This is a genomic window from Litoribrevibacter albus, assembly GCF_030159995.1.
GTDB classification, from domain to species: domain Bacteria; phylum Pseudomonadota; class Gammaproteobacteria; order Pseudomonadales; family Litoribrevibacteraceae; genus Litoribrevibacter; species Litoribrevibacter albus.
Map to the genome: position 1 here is coordinate 124,355 of NZ_BSNM01000003.1, position 22,831 is coordinate 147,185.

Sequence of the window (22,831 nt, forward strand, 5' to 3'; positions counted from 1 at the left end):
TTTCTTAATACGAATTGGTTAAAAAACTGTCACCTTCTACCAATGCGTTCAAAGCCTGACATCCAGTAGTATCGTACTTCTTTCGTAGAAGAAGTAAGGATGTGGCTATGACGCCTTCACAATTTGTCCGATCCGATGATGTGGTGTTAGCCGTCTACACTTGGGGTTCCAGAAGTGAGGATCAGAACAAACCAGTGGTTGTTCTGGTACACGGTTACCCAGACAGTGCAGAGGTCTGGACTCAGGTGGCCGAGCAGTTATCGGAACACTTCTTTGTGGTGGCGTATGATGTTCGGGGTGCCGGTCAGTCTACCGCCCCAAAGAACACCAATGGTTATCAATTGGAGTATCTGGTTCAGGACCTTGCAGCCGTTGTAGATGCAATCAGCCCTGATCAGCCAATTCATCTCGTCGGGCATGATTGGGGGAGTCTGCAGAGCTGGGAAGCTGTCATGTCTGAGCGTTTGTATGGACGCATTGCGTCCTTTAGCACAGGAACACCAGCACTGGATCACGCGGCAATGTGGTTCCGACGTCATCTACAAACTCCAACACTGAATAATCTTCTGACCTTAGGATCGCAGGTTCTGGGTTCTTCTTACATGCTGATATTCCAGCTCCCATTATTGCCCGAAGCCTATTGGCAGGTTCTGGTTGGTCGAAATTGGTCACGAATTCTAGGCTGGCTGGAGGGTATACAGTCTTCGCCATCAAACACTCAAACCGAGGATGGTGTTAATGGGTTGAACTTATACCGGGCGAATGTCTTGCCTAAGTTGATGAATCCAAACCCGAGAAGGGTAGAACTACCGGTTAATCTGATGTTGATGACTAATGACCGCTTTGTGCCGGAACGTGTCTTTGATGGCATTGAAGAATGGGTGCCTCAGTTATACAGAACGCATATAGATGCTGGACACTGGGCACCTTTATCGCATCCGAGAGAAATGTCGGCGGTGATTACAGAGTTTGTTTATAGTCTCTGAAAATCATGAAAACCTGAAGCAGATAAGAAAACGGGGTAATACTGAATTACCCCGTTTTTGTTATGCGTCCAGAAGGATTAAATCACCCCGCCAGATCGTGGCGTTTAAGTGATTTCCTTTCTTCGTGTTCTAGCAGCATTTGATCAATTTGACGATCTTTGTCTTGCCACAATCGTGTTACCCACTGTTGAACTTCAAGTTTTAGCTCAGCATCCGCTTGATAGTCGCCTTGGCTGAAGTGCTTGGGAATCGGGATGTCTTCGACACGAACTAAAATGTCATCGACTCGACCACACATCATGTCCCAGAAAGTAGGGGTGTGATTGGGGTAAACGATGGTGACATTGCTCAGGGAGCTAAATTTGTCACCCAGTGCCTGGATGGTGAAGGCAATGCCTCCGGCTTTAGGTTTTAGCAAATGCTTGTAGGGTGATCCCTGTGTTTTGTGTTTGGCTGGCGTGTAGCGTGTACCTTCCATGAAGTTCATCACGCTGGTTGGCACATAAGAAAACTTTTCGCAGGCTTTCTGCGTTTCTTTGATGTCTTCACCGGCCTTTTCTGGGTATTTTTCCAGATAGGCTTTTGAATATCGACGCATGAAAGGAAAGTCCAGCGCCCACCAGGCTTGACCAACAATCGGTAAGTAGCCCAATTCCTTTTTGATGAAGAATTTAAGTAACGGCACTTTGTTCAGATACATGTGGTAGAGCACAAAAATGTCGACCCAACTCTGATGGTTTGCGGTGATCAGATACCACTCATCATGTTTTAGATTCTTTGTACCTTCTATGTGCCATTTGGGTTGGTATACCCAGTTAATCCACCAAAGGATGCCTTCGATCCAAGTTGCTGCGATCATAACAATGGAGGTGTTAACCCAACGCTTTAATCCTGCGGTCGGCATGAAAAAACGCAATATAATACAGCTGAATAAGAACACACCGAGAAATACTGTGTGAGCCAGTAATGCTAGGGCACTGACGATCCCTACGATTTGATCAATCAATCTATTCATTTGGCACTCTTATGTTTTTACTGGATAGTTTTTGTGTTTTTACTGGGCTGTCCATATGTTTTTACCGGACAGTCTTTATGATTTTGCGGCATGTTCTCACAGCCTATACAAAAAAGTAAATTATCTGATCGCTATAAGGTAGATAACTTTTCACTATGAGAGTTGTCTCAAGCCATTTGGGGCGTTCGTATGTAAAAACCGGCCGAAAGCCCTAGTACTCTGGTATTAAAATCCTGATTCTTAGTCAGGATTAAAATCTTAACTATAGAGTATGGAATATGAGGTGTTTAGGTTAAAATGCCGCTTCCACAAAAAGGTGAGTTGTTCTGATGATTGAAGTACTCGTAATGGCGGTTGCCTTGAGCATGGATGCATTTGCAGTGTCCATTGGTTTAGGGGCAAAGCATTCCGTTCAAAAACGAAAATTGGCGTTTCTGGCTGCCGCCTATTTTGGTGTTTTCCAGGGAGTAATGCCGTTAATTGGATATCTCGGCGGCCAAGGTGTTCTTGGATGGGTGGAAGCCTATGCACCATGGATTGCGTTTGCACTGCTGTTATTCATCGGCGGCAAGATGATCTATGAAGCCTTGTCGGAAGGTATCGAAGAAGACATCGCTCAAATTACCCAACGTGTAATGTTGATGCTAGCTATTGCGACCAGCATTGATGCCATGGCGGCCGGGTTTGCTCTAACTGTGATGGAAGTGAACCCATTTATTTCCTGTCTGATTATTGCTGTAACCACGGCCATCTTCAGTTTCGCCGGTGTTTATATCGGTGATAAAAGCGGTACTTGGTTGGAGAGCAAAGCGGAACTACTGGGTGGCGTGGTGTTGATTCTGATCGGCTTTAAGATGCTGATGTAAATAGATTTCTGTTATCGAAGCTAAGAGAATGGATATCCTATTCAGATAAAGCGGATTCGTTGTTTGAGCAGTGCGTTTTTTGCACTGCGAGTTTCGAAGTAGCGATACTCTGAATAGGATGTGCATTCAACGCACGATCAATTAATTTCTCTTACAGGTCGGAACGCCTTCCCGTTCCGCTTTTACTGCCTTCTCTTCATCAATGATGTGTTGCGGGAACTGTCCCATAAAGCAGCAACATACATTGTCATTAATCATAGTTCTTGGCCCGTGCGGGTGACCAATATGCTTGTAGGGTGCATGGTGATGACCGTGTGAATGGTCATGGCTATGAGAGTGTCCGTGATCGTGATCATGAGAATGCCCGTGATCATGACTGTGTGAGTGATTATGACTGTGTGAGTGATCATGCGAGTGCGAATGGCTGTGATCATGTCCATGATCATGAGTATGAGCAGCTTCGCCTTCCGGCTTAAACTCCGCATGATGGTGATGAACGTCCACTTCGCCACGAGCCAAACGTGCTTTGAAATCTTCCATCAAACTTAAAGCCGGCGCAGGGCCAGAAATGGTTTCATTGATGCGTTCGATGAAAGTATTGATCACATGTTCCTGATCTCGAAGGTAATCCGCTTTGAGGAATTGAATGTCAGGATTCTCTTCCGCTACTTTGTCTACATAGCCATGAATACGATCGATCAGTTTGCCGCCGAATAAGAAATAAGGCGCAACCACAATCTTTTTGAAGCCCAGCTTAACGGCCATTTCTAAACCGCGACCCACAGACGGGTAAGTCACGCCAGAATAGACAGTTTCAGACCAACCAAAGCCAAGATTTTCTGAGACAATTCGAGTCAATTTTGCAGCTTCGGCATTGGCTTCTGTCACAGATGTTCCACGGCCGACAACCACCAACATGGTGTCATAAAGGTCACCAGTTTTCGGTGTTTCTGTTAGCCCTAATGCGTCCAAGATACGAGTCTGGAAAGCCGTGATCATTTCATCGTGAAGGCCAAGCTCTTTACCGTATTCGATGGTTAAACCCGGGTGCTTTTCCATGTAGGTGGTCAGCACTGAAGGTATGTCATTTTGAGCATGAGTTGCTGCGAATAACATCCCTGGTACGGCGTAAATGGTTTTCACGCCACTATCGACCAACTTATCCAACGCCATGTGAATGTTTGGCGCAGAATATTCGAGGAAACCGTACTCAACATTTAATGACGGATAGCGTGCTCTAAGGCCCGAAGCCAGTAAGCTAAACTCTTTTTCAGCGATCTTTGCGCGACTGCCATGACCGCAAATTAAAACGCCCGCGTCCTTAGGTAAATCCGTCAATTTCATTGGTTTCTTCTCTTATTAATTTTGTCTATAGCCTAGCTAAAGTGGCGGGATTATGGCGATTTTTTATGCATGATAAAAGCGGAATTCGGCAAATCGGTCTAAGTGGTACTCGGAAAGTGATTACTCTTGGACGCTTTTTCTTTATACTTTGCGGCTCGATTTTAGGTTCCTTCGGGATTAATAGGGAACATCATGTTGTTTGAGTCCAAACAACGCAATGATGGCTGTCCCCGCAACTGTATGCAGTTAGCTACGATCAAATAGACCACTGGTTTTGAGAACGATTGAACTCAACTGGGAAGGTGATCAAAGCGTCAGAGCTGTGAGCCAGTAGACCTGCCTTGATCGATAAACCGGTTGTCGGGGATTGCAACTAGGGCTGATCTTAAGGTTTTCCTTTCTTTTGCATAAGAGTCGTTCTTTTCTCTTGTGTGCTTATCGGCTTAGTCTTTTTCCGTCTATTTTATTTACGACATGTATTTATCACATGTACTGATGATTTAAGCGCTTCGTACTGAAGAGGACTCGCCATGCAATTGAAAAAAATTCCCGCCACTGTGGTTACTGGTTTTTTAGGAAGCGGTAAAACGACTCTGTTATCCAATGTATTGAAGCAAGCCCAAGGCAAGCGTATTGCCGTTATTGTGAACGAGTTTGGTGAGTTGGACATCGATGCGGATCTATTACGAAGCTGTCCTCTGGATTGTGAAGACGAAAACGCACAACCGGCAACAGGTCAGGATGGAATTTACGAGCTGGCCAATGGCTGTATCTGCTGTACGGTGGAAGAAGAGTTTCTGCCGGTAATGAAGCAGTTGGTGGAGCGTCGTGATGACATCGACCATATCCTGATTGAAACCTCAGGTTTGGCTCTTCCTAAACCATTAGTTCAGGCGTTCAACTGGCCTGAGATCAAACAGCATTGCACCGTTGATGCCGTGATTACTGTGATCGATGGCCCTGCAGTAGCTGACGGTCGTTTTGCACATGATACCGATCTGGTTCAACAACAACGCTTGGCGGATGAAAACCTGGATCATGATCCGAGCTTGAAAGAGTTGTTGGACGATCAGCTAAGTGCTGCAGATTTGGTGGCTGTCAGTAAAAACGATCTATTGGATGAAGCCCAACGCAAGCAGGTGGAAGCGGTTGTATCTGCCCGTGTTCCAGAAGCGGTGAAAACCATCTACACCAGCAACGGTGAAGTGGCGTTGGATGTGTTGATGGGCATTGAATCCGCTGCGGAAGAACGTATTGATCACGTTCATACCCACCACGATCACCACCATGAACATGGCGAGCATCACGAACACGCACACGATCACTTTGATTCTTTTGTGATTAGCTTGGGCGAAGTGCAAGGTGATGCGTTGCAAAGCATTTTGAAAGACCTAATTGCCGAGAAGAATATCTTCCGAGCTAAAGGTTTTGCCGCGTTACCGGGTAAACCTATGCGTCAGGTGTTACAGGCGGTAGGTAAGCGTTTAGACGTACACTTTGATCGGCTTTGGACACAAGATGAACCGCGTAAAACCCAGCTGGTGTTCATCGGTAAAGGCATTGAAAAAGCCGAGATCGAAGCGGCGCTTCGTAAAGCCGAAGTTTAGTTCCAGTTAGCTGACTTGATTTCCTGATGCACTTATTCGCAGCACAACCTGGCGGGTTTAACGACGAAGAGGGGATTGTTGATCTTCAGCAAACCCCTGCCGATTTAGTGATTCTTTCTGCGGCTGATAGTACCTTGGCTGCGCTCGCCAATACCGCCGAATCCCTTCCTGACGATTATCCTTCGTTACGCCTTGCGAATTGGATGAATCTTACCAAACCGGCTGCGCTGGATTTGTATGTCGATAAGGTGATTGATCATGCCAAGGTGGTGATAGTTTCCGTGCTTGGCGGCGAAAACTACTGGCCTTACGGTGTGGAACAACTGATTAATTGGGCAAATGGTGGTCGAGACCGGGTGTTGGTGCTGGTGCCCGGCGATGACGCATTGGATGAATCGTTGATGCGTCAATCCACGATAGATTACGAAGTTGTGTTTCAGATTTGGCGTTACCTTCGTGAAGGTGGCGCGGTTAACTTTCAGCAGTTCTATCGCTATATAGCTTCGGAATTCTTTTCAGATAAATCACAAGATCAGAACACGCCTTGGCAAGCGCCTCGACCTTTGCCTCATTGTTTGCTCTATGCACCGGCTTGGTTAGATTTAAAAGGAGAGCAAATCAATGGGGTCAGAGTAAAAACTTCTGATCCCATTGATTCCTCTGATCTGATTGGTTCTTCTGTAAATAGCCAGGCAACCTATCAGGATTGGCAACGGCATTGGCGTCAAAGAGACGAGCTGAACTCTAAGCCTGTCGCCGTGGTGTTGTTTTATCGCAGCCATTTGCAATCCGCTAATACTGCGATGTTTGATCAACTCATTGCGCTCTTGTCTGAACAAGGTTTGAATCCACTGCCTGTAGCCATAGCCTCGTTAAAAGATAACGAGTCTTTGGCCTTGGTGAATGCCTTGATTGAGCAGAGCAACGCCTCAGTCATCATCAACACCACTGGCTTTGCCTCCAACCGGACGGAATCACCGGATTTATCGTCACAACCAACCGTCTTTCAATCGCCGTTTGATGCGGACATTCCTGTGTTGCAATTGGTGCTTTCCAGCTCCACTGAAGAAGATTGGCAAGCTTACAGCCAGGGCCTGAGAAGCCGGGATATCGCCATGCAGGTGGTGTTGCCTGAGATGGATGGTCGGGTCATCACCCGTGCAGTAAGTTTCAAATCGGAAGCTTGGTATTCCGAACGTTGCCAGATTTCGGTGGTGGGCTATCAACTTCATCAGGAACGGGCCTTGTTTGTGGCTCGTTTGGCAAAAGCCTATGGGGATCTGGCAAGTAAGCCAAATCACCAAAAGCGTATTGCTGTGATTCTGGCGAATTATCCAACCAAAGACGGACGCATCGGTAATGGTGTCGGTTTGGATACACCTGCATCGACCATTCATATTTTGAAGGCCTTGGAAGAGACGGACTATCCGATTCAGGATGTGCCTGAAACGGGCAACGCCTTGATTGAAGAATTGTTGGGCGCGGTCACTAACAACCCCAATACCTTGCATCAGTTACCTTGCTGGCAAAGCATCTCGACCGAAGACTACTGGCGTTATTTTTGTGAATTACCGGAAGCCTGTCAGCAGGCTGTGTTGGATCGCTGGGGCACGCCGGATCACGACCCGAAATACCGAAACGGGCGCTTGATGCTGGCAGGTATTCGTTTGGGGGAAACCTTTGTCGGGATTCAACCTGCTCGTGGGTATAACCTGGATTTGGCGGCGAACTACCATGATCCGGATTTAATTCCCCCACACAGCTATTTGGCCTTCTACTTCTGGCTACGTCATTGTTATCAAGTCAGCGCTGTCATTCATGTGGGCAAGCACGGCAACTTGGAATGGTTGCCGGGCAAAGGGTCGGCGTTGTCGGATCAATGTTGGCCTGATATTGCTCTGGGGCCGATGCCGCATTTCTATCCCTTTATTGTCAATGACCCGGGCGAAGGGTCGCAGGCCAAACGACGAACTCAAGCGGTGATTATCGATCATCTGATGCCGCCAATGACCAGAGCAGAAAGTTACGGTGAACTGGCCGAACTGGAAGGGCTGGTAGACGAGTATTATCAAGCTTTGGGCATGGATACTCGTCGTGAAGAGTGGTTGAAAAATGAGATCCTGAAAGCGGTTAGAGCGTCCAACCTATTACAAGAGTTGGCGGTTAAGGATCAATCCGACAATGAGCAAGTGCTAGAGCAATTAGACGCTTATCTGTGTGAGATTAAAGAAGCGCAGATTCGTCATGGACTCCACATTTTAGGTGAGCTGCCTAACCAAGATAAATTGGCCGATACGCTGGTGGCCTTGTTGCGTTTACCTCGTGGTAACGAGTCGCACAGCCAGGGCATTTTGCATAACCTGATTGAAGATTTAGATCTTGTTGTGGACGGAGCGCTGTTTGACCCGTTCATGGCAGGCGTTGAGCCTTGGTCGGGAGACAAACCCGAATGCTTACTTCGAGTTTCAGATCAGCATTGGCGCACCGAACAAGACACAAGAGAACGTTTGGAGTTGTTGGCAAAATCCTTGGTGACCGATTACGTCTTATCTGACGTATCTTTAAATAAAAGCCATATAAGAGAAGAGTTAACCACACAACTCCCGAAAACCGCTCAACAACTTCTTTATGCAAGAGACGTTGTTCTGAATGCGCTCAACCAAAGTGTTGAGCAGGAAATCTCGGCATTAATAAAAGGCTTGGCTGGGCAATTTGTTGAACCGGGGCCGAGCGGTGCGCCGACGCGTGGTCGTTTGGATACACTGCCAACCGGGCGTAACTTTTTCTCGGTGGATAATCGATCCATTCCTTCGCCAGCGGCGTGGGCCATCGGGCAGAAGTCCGCCCAATCCTTGATTGAGCGGCATCTTCAGGAACATGGCGATTACCCCAAACAACTAGGGTTGTCGGTTTGGGGCACGGCCACCATGCGAACAGGCGGTGATGATATTGCCCAAGCCTTTGCCTTGATGGGCATTAAGCCAATCTGGGCAGACGGTTCCCATCGGGTGATTGATTTTGAAATCGTGCCAGGAATGTTATTAGGTCGTCCGCGTGTGGATGTCACGCTTCGGGTGTCTGGTTTCTTCCGTGATGCCTTCCCGAACGTGATGCGAATTTATGACGCCGCAGTGCAGGCGTTGGCCGAATACGATGAACCGGGTACGGATAACGTCATTCAGCAAAACATCAGACAACGTCAACAAACCTTGTTGGATCAGGGGCTATCCCCAGAAGACGCCAAACGACAAGCCAGTTACCGTGTCTTCGGTTCTAAACCCGGCGCGTATGGCGCAGGCTTGCAAGGTTTGATTGATGAACGTTGCTGGGAAACCCGGTCTGATCTCGCAGAAGCTTACTTAAACTGGGGCGGCTATGCTTATGGTGCCTCGGAAGAAAGCCGTGATGGCACCGACGCACGTGGTGCCTTCCAACATCGGTTGAGTCAGCTGGAAGCGGTGGTTCAGAATCAGGATAACCGCGAACACGATTTGTTGGATTCGGACGATTATTACCAATTCCAAGGCGGTATGACCAATGCGGTGACCGAGTTTTCAGGTCAAGAGCCGGTGGTCTATCACAACGATCACTCCAACCCGATGTCACCGAAAGTACGCACGTTGAAAGAAGAGTTGAATCGCGTCATTCGTTCCCGCTTACTGAACCCCAAATGGATTGAGGCCATGCGAGAGCACGGTTATAAAGGCGCCTTCGAAATGTCGGCCAGTGTTGATTACCTGTTTGCTTACGATGCCACGACGAATCTGATTGATGATTATCAGTATCAATATGTGGCCGATGCGCTGGTCTTTGATCAAGAAAACAAAGCCTTTATGGAACAGAACAATCCGCATGCCTTGGAAGAAATGGCCGAACGTTTATTAGAAGCAACGCAGCGTGGCTTGTGGCAAGAGCCCGGCGACTACGCGGACAAATTACAAGATCTGTTGTTAGAGATAGATCAGCAACAGGAAGGGATGTAAAACGATGGCCTTTAAATCACCTCATACCTTAATGGTGCAGGGCACTACGTCGGATGCCGGTAAAAGCATCTTGGTGACGGCCATTTGTCGAATTCTGGCTCGACATAACATTTCAGTAGCACCGTTTAAACCTCAGAACATGGCGCTTAACAGTGCGGTGACGGCTGATGGCGGAGAGATCGGTCGTGCACAGGCGGTACAAGCGGAAGCCTGTTATCTGGAACCGACGGTATTGATGAACCCTGTGCTGTTAAAGCCTAACAGCGATGTTGGTGCACAAGTTATTGTACGGGGCAGAGCCATTGGCAACATGAAGGCCAAAGAATATCACCTCTACAAACCTGAATTATTGAATGATGTTGTAGCTTGTCACGACGAGTTAGCTGACAACTTCCAAAGCATTATTGTCGAAGGGGCGGGCAGTCCGGCAGAGATCAATTTACGTGAACACGACATTGCCAACATGGGCTTTGCGGAAGCGGCCGATTGCCCCGTGATCATCGTGGCTGATATTGATCGTGGTGGGGTGTTTGCTCATCTCTATGGCACTTATGCCTTGCTGAGTGACTCTGAACAACAACGGGTGAAAGGCTTTGTGATCAATCGCTTTCGTGGTGATGTGAGTTTGTTGGAACCCGGACTGGATTGGTTGAAAGAAAAAACCGACGTGCCCGTAATCGGTGTGATTCCCTATCTTCATGATCTGCACATTGAAGCGGAAGACAGTCTGGCTCGATCTCAACAAAGTAATGATCAAGCGTCAGAGAAAAAATTAAAAATCATTGTGCCTATGTATCCGCGCGCCAGTAATCATACGGATTTCGATGTCTTGCGGATGCACCCGACTGTGGATTGTCAGTTTGCTCGTTCCTTTAAAGATTTAGACGGCTATCAACACGGTCAGATGCCAGAGGCGGATTTGATCATTCTTCCGGGCAGTAAAAGTGTGCGTGATGATCTTCAATGGTTGAAAGAGAACGGTTGGGATACCTTCATCAAACGACACCTACGATATGGCGGTAAGGTCTATGGTATCTGCGGTGGTTATCAGATGCTTGGAAACTGGATTCATGACCCGCAAGCCATTGAATCGGCCGCAGGATCATCCGAAGGTCTAGGTTTGTTGGATATCGAATCAACACTGACCGCCAACAAGACCTTAACTAATGTCAGCGGAAAACTACTAGCCGATGCGTCAAAAGCTTTGCTCGGACAAGAGATTGAGGCCGATGTTCAGGGCTATGAAATTCATGCGGGGGTGAGCAGCGGCGAAGGTTTGTCCCGGCCTTTATTTGAATTACAACTGCAAAACGATAAGAGTTTAATGAGCTACCTTGATGGCTCGATGACAGAAGACGGTCAGGTAGCGGGCAGTTACGTGCATGGTGTCTTTGATCAGTCGGCGTTATTGGATTTTTGGTTGCGTTGGGCCAGCGAAGGGTTGGATTTTCAAACATCCAGCTTTGATTATCAGTCTTATAAAGATGAGCAAATTAATCGCTTGGCGGATGCCGTAGAAGCGGCGATTCCAATAGAGCAATGGCAAGCGCTGTTATCACTTTCATCATCTCTCTCAGCGAAAGCAGAGAAGGAGTTGTCGTGAGCACGTTGGCCTTTGCGGTGGTTCTGGCGTTTGTGTTGGATAAGCTCTTTGCTGAGCCAAAACGGTTTCACCCGTTGGTGGGATTTGGCAATTATGTGAGTCGCATTGAAGTCTGGTTGAACCAAGGCGAAAACCGAAAAATGAAAGGCGTGTTAGCGGTGATCATCGCTATTCTTCCCTGGCTGGTGGTATCCATTATTCTCACCGTGATGGTTTCTGGTTCAGACTTTCTAACGCTGATTGTTTCTTCGATTATTCTGTATCTGGCGGTGGGCTGGCAGAGTTTATTACAACACGCTCAGCAGATCGTTACTCCTTTAAAAGAGGGGAATCTGGAACAAGCTCGTACCTATGTCAGTTGGATTGTCAGTCGGGACACGGACAACCTCGATGAAACTCAGGTGGCTAAGGCGGCCACCGAATCGGTTCTGGAAAACGGTGCCGATGCTATTTTTGCTGCGGTGTTTTGGTTCTTCTTGTTGGGTATTCCTGGGGTGGTGTTATACCGATGCAGTAACACGTTGGATGCCATGTGGGGCTACAAGAACGAACGCTTTCTTTCCTTCGGCTGGGCAGCGGCTCGATTGGATGATGTATTGAATTATATTCCGGCACGACTCACGGCATTAAGTTATGCCTTGCTTGGCAATACCAAACTGGCGTTCGATTGTTGGCAACGACAAGGGCACATTGGCAAAAGCCCGAATGCCGGGCCGGTAATGGCGTCGGGAGCCGGGGCTTTGAATGTGTCTCTAGGCGGTGCGGCTTCTTACCATAATCGCATTGAGCAAAAGCCGGTGTTAGGGCCGGATGAAGATGACTTTACTCGTGCTAGTGCCGACTCTATTGTTCAAGCCTGTGACTTAGTGAATAAAACCTTGGTGATGTGGATTGTCGTGATTATGGTTATGTCTTGGGGTATCTCGGTAGCTTGCTCATGAAGGATAAATCGTCGTTTACGCCTTTACACGGTGGCAACTTGATTGCGGCCAGTGAGCATTATGGGATTCCTGTAGAGCAGTGGATTGATCTCTCTACAGGAATGAATCCGGAACCGTACCCTGTTGGTGACATTCCACTTTCTGTATTTACCGAATTACCCTATCTGAAACCCGAATTCTTGTCGGCGGCCGCTACCTATTATGGTTCGGATAACTTTGTCGCTGTGTCTGGCAGTCAATCGGCTATTCAGGCATTACCTTTACTCTTACCAACTCTTCCTGTGCTGCTACCAAGTGTTGGATACCAAGAACACGCCAAGTCTTGGCAAACTACACATCAAACCCACTTCTATCCCAGTTTAACCATTGAAGAGCAAACCGGGTTTATCGAAACTTCGCTTGCAGAAAATTCCAGCCAGCATTTGGTGGTGATTAATCCAAATAACCCGACGGGCGTGAAGCTCTCGCCGGAGGTATTACTGGCTTGGGCTTCGCGCCTGACTAATGGTGGGTGTTTGATCGTGGATGAAGCCTTTATGGATCTCACGCCTGATCATTCATTGTTAAATCGAGCCATACCAGAAAACGTGATTGTGCTTCGTTCATTTGGCAAGTTCTTTGGACTAGCTGGGATTCGTTTGGGGTTCGTCTTTGCTTCTCAGGAACTAAGAGCACAACTGGAACAGACGCTGGGCTTATGGCAGGTGAATGGTCCGGCTCAGTACATTGCTTCACAAGCGCTGGTGGATGTTGAATGGCAGCATCGAGCCTGTGAACAAATTGCTCAAATGCAGGTACATACTCAAAACGCGTTAATGCCGTTATACGACGCGTATCAGCCAATCGTGTTGAATGACTCTGGATTGTTCATCAGTTGGTTAATGAAAACAGAACTAGCCGTGTTGTTGGCTGATAAGCTTGCTCAGCAGGGTATCCTGATTCGACGGATTGAATGCTCAGATGATCAGTCTATTTTGCGCTTTGGGTTACTGACGCAAGATCAAACCATTGCTGTGGCTATTCATTGCTATGATGATCCAGTGCTTTAACGATTCATTTCTTTGATTATCTATTTCTTTGATTATCGATAGCATTATCGAAAAAGCGACCAGATAGGGCGCTGGTCGCTTGGCATCGCATAAATACCTGGTGATCACATCTCGATGTGAGTCAGAACCAGATTCAGCTTTCGCGAACAAACCCTGGCCAGGTTTTCAGGTAGTTAATGAAGGTGTCAGAGAGTCCCTCATTGCGTAAGGTCGATTCAGAAACCGGAATGTCTCTCGCTTCAAAGCTTGGATTGTTCAGCAGTTGATTTGCAAAGTCATGATGCAACAATGCTGATCGGCCTATGATGGCAAAGTCGACACCTTGTTCCATCACTCGCATTACATCATCTGAAGATCGGATATTTCCTGCAACGCCCAGTTTGGTCGTGTGACGATCCAGACCTGCGTACCATTCAATCAGACTTTTGCCTTTGTAGTTTTGGTCTTCCGGTTCTTTAAATACATCCCAAAGTGACATGTCTAAGAAATCCACCTGGCCTTTTGCCATAAGGCGTTGGGCCAACGTTTTCATTTCTTTGAAGTCCAGTCCATATCGTTCAGGGGATAAGCGAACACCCAATGTGAAATTCTCTGAGCAGCGCTGACGGATACCAGAAATAATTTCAGTAAGCACTCTCGCCCGGTTCTCAGCATTGCCTCCAAATTCATCCTGCCGTTGATTGGTTTCAGGGCTGAGGAACTGACAAATGATGTAGCCGTGAGCACTATGCAGTTCAACTCCGTCGAATCCTGCTTTTTCACAGCGAACGGCGGCTTCGATGAAATCATCGATGAGTGTCAGCACTTCATCGTGAGACAATCCTCTGGCACCGCTTTCCTGATGATCGGATGGCGCAACAGGCTGGCCATTAATCAGCTCGTTCGGGGATCGTAAGCCGCCATGAAACAACTGAACCATCGCCAGACTGTCATGGGCTTTGATGCCCGTTGCCAAACGACTTAACCCGTCGATGTGCTTATCATCATAGGCACCAAGCTCGCCGGGCCATCCTTGACCATTGGCTTGAACATTCACGGCACAGGTCATCGTTAAACCAAATCCACCTTCTGCCCTCATCGTTAACCAGCGCAGCTCGTCATTGGATAAGGTTCCATCCTTGTGGCTTTGTTGATTGGTAAGCGGTGCCAGCATGAAACGATTCTTCATACTTGGACCGCGCTGAAAGTCTAAAGGTGTCGATAGGATGTTCACGAGTAACTCCTGATTCTTTGTTCGCTGTTTAACTAGTCTAAGTTTTTTTCGTTCGTTGCGGATTAAAACTAGAATTCCTGGACCGTAGGGCGCAATACTATTTCGTTGATGTCTACGTCTTTAGGCTGTGAGATGGCGTAAGCCACTGCACGAGCAACTGAGTCTGCCGGAATCGCTTGTTGATAGAAGTCCACAACATAGTCAGAGCTTTCTTTGTGTGACGATCCGTATTTAAGTTCAGAATCGACCGCACCAGGTTCGATAGAGGTGGTACGAATCTTTCCGCCCACTTCATGACGCAAGCCTTCTGTGATGGCGCGCACTGCGAACTTAGTACCGCTATAGACTGTTCCACCTGGGCTGAATACTTTGATGCCAGCCACGGAAGAAATATTAATAAAATGCCCGTTCTCTTGTTCTTCAAACACAGGAAGAGCCGCAGCGATACCGTTTAAGACACCTTTGATGTTGATATCGATCATGCGATTCCACTCATCCACTTTCAGTTCATGCAAGGGAGCAATAGACATCAAACCCGCGTTGTTGATGATGACATCCAACTTACCAAAGGTTTGGACTGCGGTGTCTACCAGAGTTTTGACATCGTCCAGTGAAGTAACGTCAGTTTTTACATAGATTGCTTCGCCGCCGGTTTCTTTGATATCCGCGCAGATGGCTTTTAATTTGTCATCACGACGAGCGCCAAGAACAACTTTTGCGCCTTGCTTTGCTAATAGACGAGCCGTCGCTTCTCCTAAACCACTGCTGCCACCAGTAATTACAACTACTTGATCTTGAATTGAGTTTGTCATGTCTTTCTCCGCAAAGGATTGAATTCAATGTATGAATTCATGTTGATCGGTATGTGCAGAATTCTGCGATGGGTGAATTATGTTCAGGGTGTTGGTTCCGGTAAATGGATTATCTATACTTTTAGAATTCCTGATTTAGGAGTAATTGACGTGATGAAACCAATACGGGTTTGGAATCAATAAGATGCAAGATAAATTCGAAATACTGCGTATCTTTTGTCGGGCGGCAGAATCTCAGAGTTTTAAGCAAACTGCGGTTAGTCTGGGAATTTCTCCTCAGGTTGTGACGCGAGCGATTAAAGAATTGGAATCGGTAAAGGGAGAAATCCTTTTTCACCGCAATACCCGACAGATTCAATTGACGGCTTTCGGTGAGCTTTTGCATCAGCAATCAAAACCCCTGGTGCAGGAAATGGGGGAGCTCTTTCTTTCAAAGGCGAAAGATGCGAGTGATGAGCTCAAAGGTAAGGTTACCATCGCCGCACCGTTAGGCTTTGGTCGAGCCATTGCTGCGCCTGTGTTGGTGGATATCCTGAAAGTGTTTCCAGACATTAACGTAGATTTACGATTGAGCGATAAACGCGCTGATGTGGTCGAAGAGCGAATAGATATTGGGTTGAGAGTCGGCTTTGTGCGAGACAATCGCTACATTGTAAAACGCTTGTCACCCATCAAATTCTACGTGGTAGCTGCGAAGGCATTGATAGACAAAGTGGGTATTCCGAAAACGCCAGAGGATTTGGCAAACTTTCCTGTGTCTTCTGTTCATGACCCAGGCACGGGAAAGGAGTGGCCTTGGTATTTCAAAGGCAGTGGTGAGCTCAATTATCCACAATCCAGAATCATAGTAGATGATGCTCAGGCAGAATTTACAGCGGTGAAAGAAGGGTTGGTATTTGCTCAGGCGCCAAGTTTCCTGGCTGATCCCTTATTGAAAACCGGGGAAATTGTCCGGGTGTTAGAAGACTATGAACCGGAACCTTGGGTGTTGTATCTCTACCGTCCACAACGGGGCCCGGTACCAAAACGAGTCAGGGTGATGTTTGATGCCTTGGCAGAGCGTATCATTGATCGATTAGACATTAACTGATCGGTTAGATATTAACTGACATGAGACAGCACATCATAGAAAGAGCTTTTCGAACAACGAGTTAACATTCACTTAACAAGACTGCCTTATAAGCGTCATGCTCCTTTCACAGAAACTTGTCAGTCTTAGTGGCTCGAAACGAGAAGCCAGTCTTTTACTTTCGATAACTGTGCGGCGCCCGAAGCAATTCGGGCGCTTTTTTGTTTGTACTTTCTATTTGTACTTTATGTGGTTCTTTTTAACTTTTACTTTTTGAGATGTACCTGAACAGGAGGGTAGAATAGCCCTTTTGTGCAAAGGGAAGTGCCACATGACTGCTTTACTCCATTCACTTCATAACGATTATCTGTCTGTTTCTATCTCAAATCAGGGCGCTGAGCTGCAAAGTATTAAAGATGCCCAAGAGCAGGAATACTTATGGCAGGCTGATCCTCAATTCTGGGCCAGAAAAGCGCCGGTCTTGTTTCCTATTGTGGGTGCCTTGAAAAATGATAGTTACCGTTTTGACGATCAGGAATATGCATTAAGCCAACATGGGTTTGCCAGAGACAACGTTTTTGAATTGATTGAGGCCACTGATACTGAAGCGGTGTATCGCTTAACCGATGATAAATACACTCGTGAACTGTATCCCTTCGAGTTTGTTCTAGATGTAATCTATCGACTCGAACAACAGACTTTGGTGGTGGAGTATCGTGTCTCCAATCCATCGGACAAGGTGTTGTGGTTTAGTATCGGTGGACATCCTGCGTTTAGTTTAAATTGGCAAAAGGGAAGTGCGCTTTCAGATTACTACCTGGAGTTTGAACACGCTGAATCCGTTCAAGCGGCTTTGATTGAACAGGGGTGTTTGAGCGAACCTTCGATAAATGCATTTGTGGATGGAAACCTAATACCCTTAAGTGATCAGCTGTTTGATCGAGACGCGCTGATTTTCACTGAACACTCTTCACGACAAGTCACCCTAAAACATAAAACGTTGGAGAAATCCTTATCTGTACGCTTTGAGGGATTTCCTCATCTCGGCATCTGGTCAAAGCCTAATGCGCCCTTTGTGTGTATTGAACCTTGGCAGGGACATGTGGATACGCAGGATCATAATCAGGAATTTACTGAGAAAGCTGGTATCATTGCACTCAAACCACATCAGAATTATCACGCCAGTTATTCCATACGGATTGACTGACTTCGATGAGCTTCTTTGAAGCGCATTAATTGGTGTGTATTCATCAGAGCACATTCATTAGCGCGTATTCATTGGAGAATAAGCATGAAAAAAATCGCCGTCTTTGCTGACGTTCAAAACATTTATTACACCACTCGGGATAAATTTGGTCGTCCCTTTAACTATCGAAAGTTATTGGAAACGCTGTCTGAGCAAGGTGAGTTAGTGGTAGCTAATGCGTACGCGATTGATCGTGGCGATGGTGGCCAAATGCGATTCCAGTCTGCCTTGGCTCAAATGGGATTCAAGGTGAAGCTCAAACCTTACATCCAGCGCAGTGATGGTTCCGCCAAAGGCGATTGGGATGTGGGCATTGCCATTGATGTGATGGAAGCCGCACCTGATGTGGATACTGTTGTCTTACTGTCGGGCGATGGTGATTTTGATTTATTGCTGGATAAAATACGTGAGCGGTATGATGTGGAAGCCATCGTGTATTCGGTTTGGGGATTAACAGCACAATCCTTGATTCGGGCGGCCAGTCGGCATGTTAAGATTGATGAATCTTTCTTGGTTTAACCCGTTTAGCGATACAATTTTTCTATGCTAATTCTTTCCAACCACGTATCCATTCCCGATTACGAGATAGAGATGACGGCCATTCGTTCGCAAGGTTCGGGTGGCCAGAACGTCAATAAAGTTTCTACGGCAATCCATCTGCGTTTTGATATCAAGGCGTCCAGCCTTCCAGAGTTCTACAAAGAGCGGTTACTTGCTTTGTCGGATTCCCGCATCACCAAAGACGGTGTGATTATCATCAAATCACAGGAATACAACAGTCAGGAGAAAAACCGGGAAGCTGCGTTAGAGCGTCTGAAAAGTTTGATCAAACAAGCAGTACAGGTTCAAAAAAATCGTAAAGCCACCAAACCTACCAAATCCTCTCAGAAACGACGTATGGATAAAAAGACTCAACGAGGGCAGGTTAAGTCCATGCGCGGCAAGGTGAAATTCTAGTTTTTAGCATGTTAATTTCCGGTCTTAATTGGTGCTTTCCCAATCAGAACTACGCTGCTACTTGTAGGAATTTAGTCTTATGCTTAGGAGTTTGATTCAGTCGTCACAAACCCCTTTATTGATTGTTTTATAAAGTGTGCTCTACCTCTCACCATTGATTGATCAGATTCAATAGACTGCGCGACAAACACACGTAAGAGAACTTACTATGGACATGGCAACGGATATGCCTAACCAGTGTGGTATGAGATTTACAGATGTAATGGGCAATCATTACGTCTTTTATCATCAATACGAAGCACTGGACAGAGATTCAACAACTCAACTCAGCTACGTACAAGACTGCTTTTATGCGAAACAGTTTTTACTGGATCTCATTCCTCCTTCTTCCTCATTGAGTCAGTTTCGGGAACTCTATCGGTACGCTCGGCCTTATGATCATCAACTGCAATCTAAGGACGACTGGGCAATTCTCGCAGAAATAACTCAAATGCTCACAACGGGTGAGCTGCGAGTTTGGATGACACATAACCAGCTTCTTAAAAGTTTACCAAACCATGCATTTGGTGATCAGACCATGGCTGGGGCATCATCTAAAGCTGGTGCGGGTGCGGGTGCGGGTGCGGGTGCGGGTGCGGGTGCGGGTGCGGGTGCTGGTACTCAGGCGGCCAAGCCTGTAGCGCGTAGATCTGAAAATGAGTCTTTGGTATCATCAGCTGGAGCTACTGAGGCAACGGTTTATGAGTCTAGCAGTACGGTGCAGGAAGAAAGTGTTGTTCCAAACAATCCAGCTTCAGCAGTGGATGAAGTAACCATCAGAGTTGAGCGACATGGAACTTTAAAAAATGATTCAACTATTCCGGGCCAATCCCACCACTTGAATCAGGATGCTGCTTTCAAATCTGTAATTCCAACTAACGATGCTGTAGCTGTGAAGTTGGAAGGAAATGCTTTCACTGAAATAGACACTCCTCACTATAATGCGCATGAAAGTTTAGAAACTTTCTGGAACCAATATCGGCGTGGCGGTGAATTTGCAGGCACAAGGCCAACCAATAAAGAATACACACGCGCTCTCTATCAATCGCTGAGAGATAGTGGCATGGGCGAAGCTGATGCCTTGCATGCTACAAAAGCAGCGATGAAGCAGCGTGTTGAATATGGATTGAAAGGGCGTGATCCGGTTCCAAGGGTTCCAGGGAAAATTGGGCAAAAACGCCGAGAATAGAGTATGACGAAAACTATTGCTGAAGATATTAAAGAAAGATTTAGAGCAATTGATTTTTTCCGTAATTGTGGCGGTGATGTGGAGTTACCTTTCCAAGTGGACCGGGTTTCTGATTGGGATGCCGCATCACAGCACTTTTGTGATCCAGAGTGGGAAAATACCACTCTGGAAGCGAGCAATGAGCTTACAGAATTCCTTCACGAAAACTTCATAGAACAGTACCGGGATTGGAACGACTATGCTGATGCTGGAAGAGCATTTATCAATGATGAATTGTTAGAAGGAATGGAGTCTTGGCAATCAAGTAAAAATCTAGATAGTGTTTTTGTTGATTGTGTTAAATGGGATTTGCTTCATGCTTTATTGTTCCAACAATATAAGGTGGAGCTATCAGGTGAATTACCCGATTTTTATGGGAAACTTTTAAGTGTCTATGAAACGGGGCATTATCCATGTGGTTGGAGCGATGCTTACCCTGATGGCGTTCTTGTTATTATTTAGAGTCGAAGCGTTAATGTTATGGGTGATTTAGAAGGTAACCGTGAACAAAATGCCAATATGGTAAGTTCTATATTCCCGGTAATAGGAATTAAGTTTGAGGAAACATCAGAGTTACAACGGCAATTATTGGCGGCATTTGCTTTTGGTATGGTCTATGCCGATGGTCAAATTAAGGGGTTGCCTCCAGCAGAGGTTCATGGATTGGCAATATCAATGTTACAGGACGCATTTAATTATAGCCCTGAACAAGCCGGTGAATTCTCCTCACTCTTAATTGAAGCTGCGTCAGATAAATCGGTTCACAGTGTTATTAACGCTGTCATTCATCGCGGGATAAAAGGCCACTATCAGTGGGAACAAAAACAGTCTTCACTATTAAAGGAAAACATAGAAGAGATCTTTAAAGAAGTACAAAACGGGTAACTTGAAGTCTCCGTTCTTCCAATGACCTTTTACTTCTTAGCCGCTGTTAGCTTGTCTATCAATTGGCTGCACTGCACCTTCAACGCGCCGTTTAACGATCATGGCATCAATCATCTTGATAATGGTTTCCTGATCCTCTTGACCGAATTGTTCCAACTCCTTTAGTCGCTCCATTAGCCGCCGGTTGTGGAGCGGCTGAATATTGTCTTCATTGCCCATCACCAGATAATCCAGCGTAACGCCTAAAGCCGTGCTGAGCTGTATCAGGCGTTCAATCGGTGGAATGTGCATGCCACATTCGCGTAAGAATAGACATCCAACGTAAGAATTTTGGCTGATGGTTTTTGGTGCTGGTTAAATATACAGTTAGAGGCGTTCACAAAACTGAAAGACCAATCTCATGCCCAAGCCACGCAAAGCCCAAATCTCATTGGATGCCACCCCTTATTATCACTGTGTCTCGCGCTGTGTTCGTCGTGCATTTCTCTGCGGCCTAGATCAATTGACAGGCAAGAGTTACGAACACAGAAGAGGTTGGTTGGAGAACAAACTCCTTTCATTACCTTCCATCTTCGCCATTGAGATCGCCGCCTACGCCATCATGTCCAACCATTACCATGTGGTGTTGTATATGGATGCTGAACAGGCTAAGAATTGGACAGATTATGAGGTGGCCGAGCGTTGGCATAAGTTGTTTCGTGGTTCGCCTGTTTCGTCTAAGTTTTTGCAATATAAGGCACTGAATGACGGCGAAAAGATCATGCTTGATCTGTTGATCTCAAAATGGCGTGAGCGTTTACAGGATATCAGCTGGTTCATGCGTGTTTTGAATGAGGCGATTGCACGAGAAGCGAATAGAGAAGATCAATGTTCAGGTCGTTTCTGGGAAGGAAGGTTTAAGAGCCAAGCCCTTTTAGATGAAAAAGCCTTACTGGCCTGCATGGCCTATGTCGATCTCAACCCCGTTCGAGCCAAGATGGCAAGATCACCTGAACATTCCGATCATACTTCCGTCAAGAAACGCTATCAAAAAGCGGTTAAAACCCAAGAACCTAACTCGCCTGAAAACCAAGTAAAGGGATTGCTTCCATTCATCGGCTACCCAAATAATGAATTCACGAAAGGCTTACCCGTTCCGTTAACAGATTACCTTGCGCTTGTGGATTGGACAGGGCGCATTGTTCGAGATGACAAACGCGGAGCTTTATCAAGCACGCTGTCGCCAATACTTGAACGGCTCTGCGTGGACCAACAAGAATGGTTGAAGCTCTCTCAGGGTTTTGAGAAATCTTACAAAACCTTTGCGGGAGGTTCCGACAAGATGAAGCAGGTTAGCCAACAGCTTGGGTATCTACGACTGCGAACGACCTAATCTACATGCCTAAAAACTATTAAGTACTCGGCATAGACTGAGGCTTTGTTGTGCCTGGAATCTGTGTTTGGGCTGATTTTCTAGGCATCACTGGTTTGAACTGAGATTTTAAGCAAAGGCTATATGGTAGTGAGGTGATAGACTGGCTGTTTTCTTAAAATGGGTGTCTAGTTTTATTTTCTTGATCCTCGTAATAACCCCAAAAACAACTAACTCACCCCTCAGGACAAAAAATCTCCTGCAACACACTCACTATCTTCATGGCATAATCGCCTTTCAGTGAATAGTAAATGGTTTGGGCTTCACGACGAGTGGAGACCAAATCAGCGTCACGTAATCCGGCCAGGTGTTGAGACAGGGCAGACTGGCTCAGTGTCACACGTTCGTTTAGCTCCCCCACAGATAATTCCCCTTCGCTCAGTGAACATAAAATCATCAGGCGATTCGGGTTAGCCATTTTCTTTAGGAGTGATGCGGCTTCTGTCGCATGCTGTTGCATATCTTCCGGTGTCATTCGATGCCATCTACTTCGCGTCATGTGTAATTTTAGGATTTTCTAATATATTTACTTTGAAAGCTACTCGTGTTCTTTACATAAACAATAAATTAGTATTTA

At 46.4% G+C, this 22,831-nt stretch carries 21 protein-coding genes and 1 riboswitch; of the genes, 15 read left to right on the plus strand and 6 right to left on the minus strand.

Translation table 11 applies throughout. The features are described from left to right. Window positions 1-107: 107 nt before the first annotated feature. The gene (locus QQL66_RS02355) at window positions 108-986 is read left to right on the plus strand and encodes an alpha/beta fold hydrolase (RefSeq protein ID WP_284378317.1); all 879 of its coding nucleotides are present in this window, start codon (window positions 108-110) and stop codon (window positions 984-986) included. A gap of 82 nt (window positions 987-1,068) precedes the next feature. Here QQL66_RS02355 and yihG read toward each other — a convergent pair whose 3' ends face one another. Next, window positions 1,069-2,001: a 1-acylglycerol-3-phosphate O-acyltransferase, YihG family gene (yihG, locus tag QQL66_RS02360; RefSeq protein ID WP_284378320.1), complete on the minus strand. Its 933-nt coding sequence runs from the start codon at window positions 1,999-2,001 to the stop codon at window positions 1,069-1,071. 329 nt (window positions 2,002-2,330) lie between these two features. On the opposite strand from yihG, the gene QQL66_RS02365 reads away from it, so the two are divergent. Next, window positions 2,331-2,867, plus strand: a complete 537-nt coding sequence (locus QQL66_RS02365) for a manganese efflux pump MntP (RefSeq protein WP_284378322.1) — start codon at window positions 2,331-2,333, stop codon at window positions 2,865-2,867. A gap of 141 nt (window positions 2,868-3,008) precedes the next feature. On the opposite strand, the gene QQL66_RS02370 is transcribed toward QQL66_RS02365, so the two are convergent. Beyond that, window positions 3,009-4,211, minus strand: coding sequence for a sirohydrochlorin chelatase (locus QQL66_RS02370; protein ID WP_284378325.1), 1,203 nt, complete (start codon window positions 4,209-4,211; stop codon window positions 3,009-3,011). A 145-nt stretch (window positions 4,212-4,356) separates the two neighbouring features. After that, window positions 4,357-4,569, plus strand: a riboswitch (cobalamin riboswitch). A gap of 172 nt (window positions 4,570-4,741) precedes the next feature. On the opposite strand from QQL66_RS02370, the gene cobW reads away from it, so the two are divergent. The 5 genes from cobW to QQL66_RS02395 are packed head-to-tail and all read left to right on the plus strand — an operon-like array spanning window position 4,742 to window position 13,394. Then, entirely contained in the window at window positions 4,742-5,818 is a 1,077-nt protein-coding gene (gene cobW, locus QQL66_RS02375; protein WP_284378328.1) for a cobalamin biosynthesis protein CobW, read from the plus strand. Between the two features lie 26 nt (window positions 5,819-5,844). Next, window positions 5,845-9,801 carry a cobaltochelatase subunit CobN gene (gene cobN, locus QQL66_RS02380; RefSeq protein WP_284378330.1) on the plus strand — a complete coding sequence of 1,319 codons (3,957 nt, stop codon included), beginning with the start codon at window positions 5,845-5,847 and terminating at the stop codon, window positions 9,799-9,801. Between the two features lie 4 nt (window positions 9,802-9,805). Next, window positions 9,806-11,404 carry a cobyric acid synthase gene (locus tag QQL66_RS02385; protein ID WP_284378332.1) on the plus strand — a complete coding sequence of 533 codons (1,599 nt, stop codon included), beginning with the start codon at window positions 9,806-9,808 and terminating at the stop codon, window positions 11,402-11,404. Then, on the plus strand, window positions 11,401-12,345 hold the full coding sequence (gene cbiB, locus QQL66_RS02390) for an adenosylcobinamide-phosphate synthase CbiB (protein ID WP_284378334.1): 945 nt from the start codon (window positions 11,401-11,403) through the stop codon (window positions 12,343-12,345). Before QQL66_RS02385 ends, cbiB begins: the two co-directional genes overlap by 4 nt. Beyond that, window positions 12,342-13,394 carry a threonine-phosphate decarboxylase gene (locus QQL66_RS02395; RefSeq protein ID WP_284378337.1) on the plus strand — a complete coding sequence of 351 codons (1,053 nt, stop codon included), beginning with the start codon at window positions 12,342-12,344 and terminating at the stop codon, window positions 13,392-13,394. Before cbiB ends, QQL66_RS02395 begins: the two co-directional genes overlap by 4 nt. 133 nt (window positions 13,395-13,527) lie before the next feature. Here the strand turns inward: QQL66_RS02395 and QQL66_RS02400 are convergent, their stop codons facing one another. Then, on the minus strand, window positions 13,528-14,607 hold the full coding sequence (locus QQL66_RS02400) for an NADH:flavin oxidoreductase (RefSeq protein WP_284378340.1): 1,080 nt from the start codon (window positions 14,605-14,607) through the stop codon (window positions 13,528-13,530). A gap of 68 nt (window positions 14,608-14,675) precedes the next feature. Beyond that, window positions 14,676-15,419, minus strand: a complete 744-nt coding sequence (locus tag QQL66_RS02405; RefSeq protein WP_284378342.1) for an SDR family oxidoreductase — start codon at window positions 15,417-15,419, stop codon at window positions 14,676-14,678. Window positions 15,420-15,603: 184 nt separating this feature from the next. Between QQL66_RS02405 and QQL66_RS02410 the strand changes: the two genes are divergently transcribed. The 7 genes from QQL66_RS02410 to imm48 all read left to right on the plus strand — a co-directional run bounded on the left by QQL66_RS02410 (window position 15,604) and on the right by imm48 (window position 20,843). Then, window positions 15,604-16,509 (plus strand): LysR family transcriptional regulator, encoded by a 906-nt coding sequence (locus tag QQL66_RS02410; RefSeq protein ID WP_284378343.1) that lies wholly within the window; start codon window positions 15,604-15,606, stop codon window positions 16,507-16,509. Between the two features lie 310 nt (window positions 16,510-16,819). Then, window positions 16,820-17,695, plus strand: a complete 876-nt coding sequence (locus QQL66_RS02415) for an aldose 1-epimerase family protein (RefSeq protein ID WP_284378345.1) — start codon at window positions 16,820-16,822, stop codon at window positions 17,693-17,695. Window positions 17,696-17,779: 84 nt separating this feature from the next. Then, on the plus strand, window positions 17,780-18,253 hold the full coding sequence (locus QQL66_RS02420) for a LabA-like NYN domain-containing protein (RefSeq protein WP_284378348.1): 474 nt from the start codon (window positions 17,780-17,782) through the stop codon (window positions 18,251-18,253). A gap of 24 nt (window positions 18,254-18,277) precedes the next feature. After that, complete coding sequence (gene arfB, locus QQL66_RS02425) at window positions 18,278-18,691, plus strand: alternative ribosome rescue aminoacyl-tRNA hydrolase ArfB (RefSeq protein ID WP_284378349.1); 414 nt, start codon at window positions 18,278-18,280, stop codon at window positions 18,689-18,691. Between the two features lie 208 nt (window positions 18,692-18,899). Continuing rightward, window positions 18,900-19,919, plus strand: a complete 1,020-nt coding sequence (locus tag QQL66_RS02430) for a hypothetical protein (RefSeq protein ID WP_284378352.1) — start codon at window positions 18,900-18,902, stop codon at window positions 19,917-19,919. Window positions 19,920-19,922: 3 nt separating this feature from the next. Further along, window positions 19,923-20,420: a hypothetical protein gene (locus tag QQL66_RS02435; protein ID WP_284378354.1), complete on the plus strand. Its 498-nt coding sequence runs from the start codon at window positions 19,923-19,925 to the stop codon at window positions 20,418-20,420. Window positions 20,421-20,438: 18 nt separating this feature from the next. Continuing rightward, window positions 20,439-20,843: an Imm48 family immunity protein gene (gene imm48 / locus QQL66_RS02440; RefSeq protein WP_284378357.1), complete on the plus strand. Its 405-nt coding sequence runs from the start codon at window positions 20,439-20,441 to the stop codon at window positions 20,841-20,843. A gap of 36 nt (window positions 20,844-20,879) precedes the next feature. Here the strand turns inward: imm48 and QQL66_RS02445 are convergent, their stop codons facing one another. Beyond that, window positions 20,880-21,134, minus strand: coding sequence for a hypothetical protein (locus QQL66_RS02445; RefSeq protein ID WP_284378361.1), 255 nt, complete (start codon window positions 21,132-21,134; stop codon window positions 20,880-20,882). A 109-nt stretch (window positions 21,135-21,243) separates the two neighbouring features. On the opposite strand from QQL66_RS02445, the gene QQL66_RS02450 reads away from it, so the two are divergent. Beyond that, entirely contained in the window at window positions 21,244-22,215 is a 972-nt protein-coding gene (locus QQL66_RS02450) for a transposase (protein ID WP_284378363.1), read from the plus strand. Between the two features lie 214 nt (window positions 22,216-22,429). On the opposite strand, the gene QQL66_RS02455 is transcribed toward QQL66_RS02450, so the two are convergent. Then, on the minus strand, window positions 22,430-22,753 hold the full coding sequence (locus tag QQL66_RS02455) for an ArsR/SmtB family transcription factor (RefSeq protein WP_284378365.1): 324 nt from the start codon (window positions 22,751-22,753) through the stop codon (window positions 22,430-22,432). Window positions 22,754-22,831: the final 78 nt, after the last annotated feature.

What these genes read in the sequence shown, in the direction of transcription:
- QQL66_RS02420 (WP_284378348.1), top strand. Translation starts at nt 17,780, where the DNA reads ATGAAAAAAATCGCCGTCTTTGCTGACGTTCAAAACATTTATTACACC.
- QQL66_RS02370 (WP_284378325.1), bottom strand. Translation starts at nt 4,211, where the DNA reads ATGAAATTGACGGATTTACCTAAGGACGCGGGCGTTTTAATTTGCGGT.
- QQL66_RS02365 (WP_284378322.1), top strand. Translation starts at nt 2,331, where the DNA reads ATGATTGAAGTACTCGTAATGGCGGTTGCCTTGAGCATGGATGCATTT.
- QQL66_RS02355 (WP_284378317.1), top strand. Translation starts at nt 108, where the DNA reads ATGACGCCTTCACAATTTGTCCGATCCGATGATGTGGTGTTAGCCGTC.
- QQL66_RS02430 (WP_284378352.1), top strand. Translation starts at nt 18,900, where the DNA reads ATGGACATGGCAACGGATATGCCTAACCAGTGTGGTATGAGATTTACA.
- QQL66_RS02405 (WP_284378342.1), bottom strand. Translation starts at nt 15,419, where the DNA reads ATGACAAACTCAATTCAAGATCAAGTAGTTGTAATTACTGGTGGCAGC.
- QQL66_RS02435 (WP_284378354.1), top strand. Translation starts at nt 19,923, where the DNA reads ATGACGAAAACTATTGCTGAAGATATTAAAGAAAGATTTAGAGCAATT.
- QQL66_RS02450 (WP_284378363.1), top strand. Translation starts at nt 21,244, where the DNA reads ATGCCCAAGCCACGCAAAGCCCAAATCTCATTGGATGCCACCCCTTAT.
- cobN (WP_284378330.1), top strand. Translation starts at nt 5,845, where the DNA reads ATGCACTTATTCGCAGCACAACCTGGCGGGTTTAACGACGAAGAGGGG.
- imm48 (WP_284378357.1), top strand. Translation starts at nt 20,439, where the DNA reads ATGGGTGATTTAGAAGGTAACCGTGAACAAAATGCCAATATGGTAAGT.
- QQL66_RS02415 (WP_284378345.1), top strand. Translation starts at nt 16,820, where the DNA reads ATGACTGCTTTACTCCATTCACTTCATAACGATTATCTGTCTGTTTCT.
- arfB (WP_284378349.1), top strand. Translation starts at nt 18,278, where the DNA reads ATGCTAATTCTTTCCAACCACGTATCCATTCCCGATTACGAGATAGAG.
- yihG (WP_284378320.1), bottom strand. Translation starts at nt 2,001, where the DNA reads ATGAATAGATTGATTGATCAAATCGTAGGGATCGTCAGTGCCCTAGCA.
- QQL66_RS02395 (WP_284378337.1), top strand. Translation starts at nt 12,342, where the DNA reads ATGAAGGATAAATCGTCGTTTACGCCTTTACACGGTGGCAACTTGATT.
- cobW (WP_284378328.1), top strand. Translation starts at nt 4,742, where the DNA reads ATGCAATTGAAAAAAATTCCCGCCACTGTGGTTACTGGTTTTTTAGGA.
- QQL66_RS02445 (WP_284378361.1), bottom strand. Translation starts at nt 21,134, where the DNA reads ATGCACATTCCACCGATTGAACGCCTGATACAGCTCAGCACGGCTTTA.
- QQL66_RS02385 (WP_284378332.1), top strand. Translation starts at nt 9,806, where the DNA reads ATGGCCTTTAAATCACCTCATACCTTAATGGTGCAGGGCACTACGTCG.
- QQL66_RS02455 (WP_284378365.1), bottom strand. Translation starts at nt 22,753, where the DNA reads ATGACGCGAAGTAGATGGCATCGAATGACACCGGAAGATATGCAACAG.
- QQL66_RS02410 (WP_284378343.1), top strand. Translation starts at nt 15,604, where the DNA reads ATGCAAGATAAATTCGAAATACTGCGTATCTTTTGTCGGGCGGCAGAA.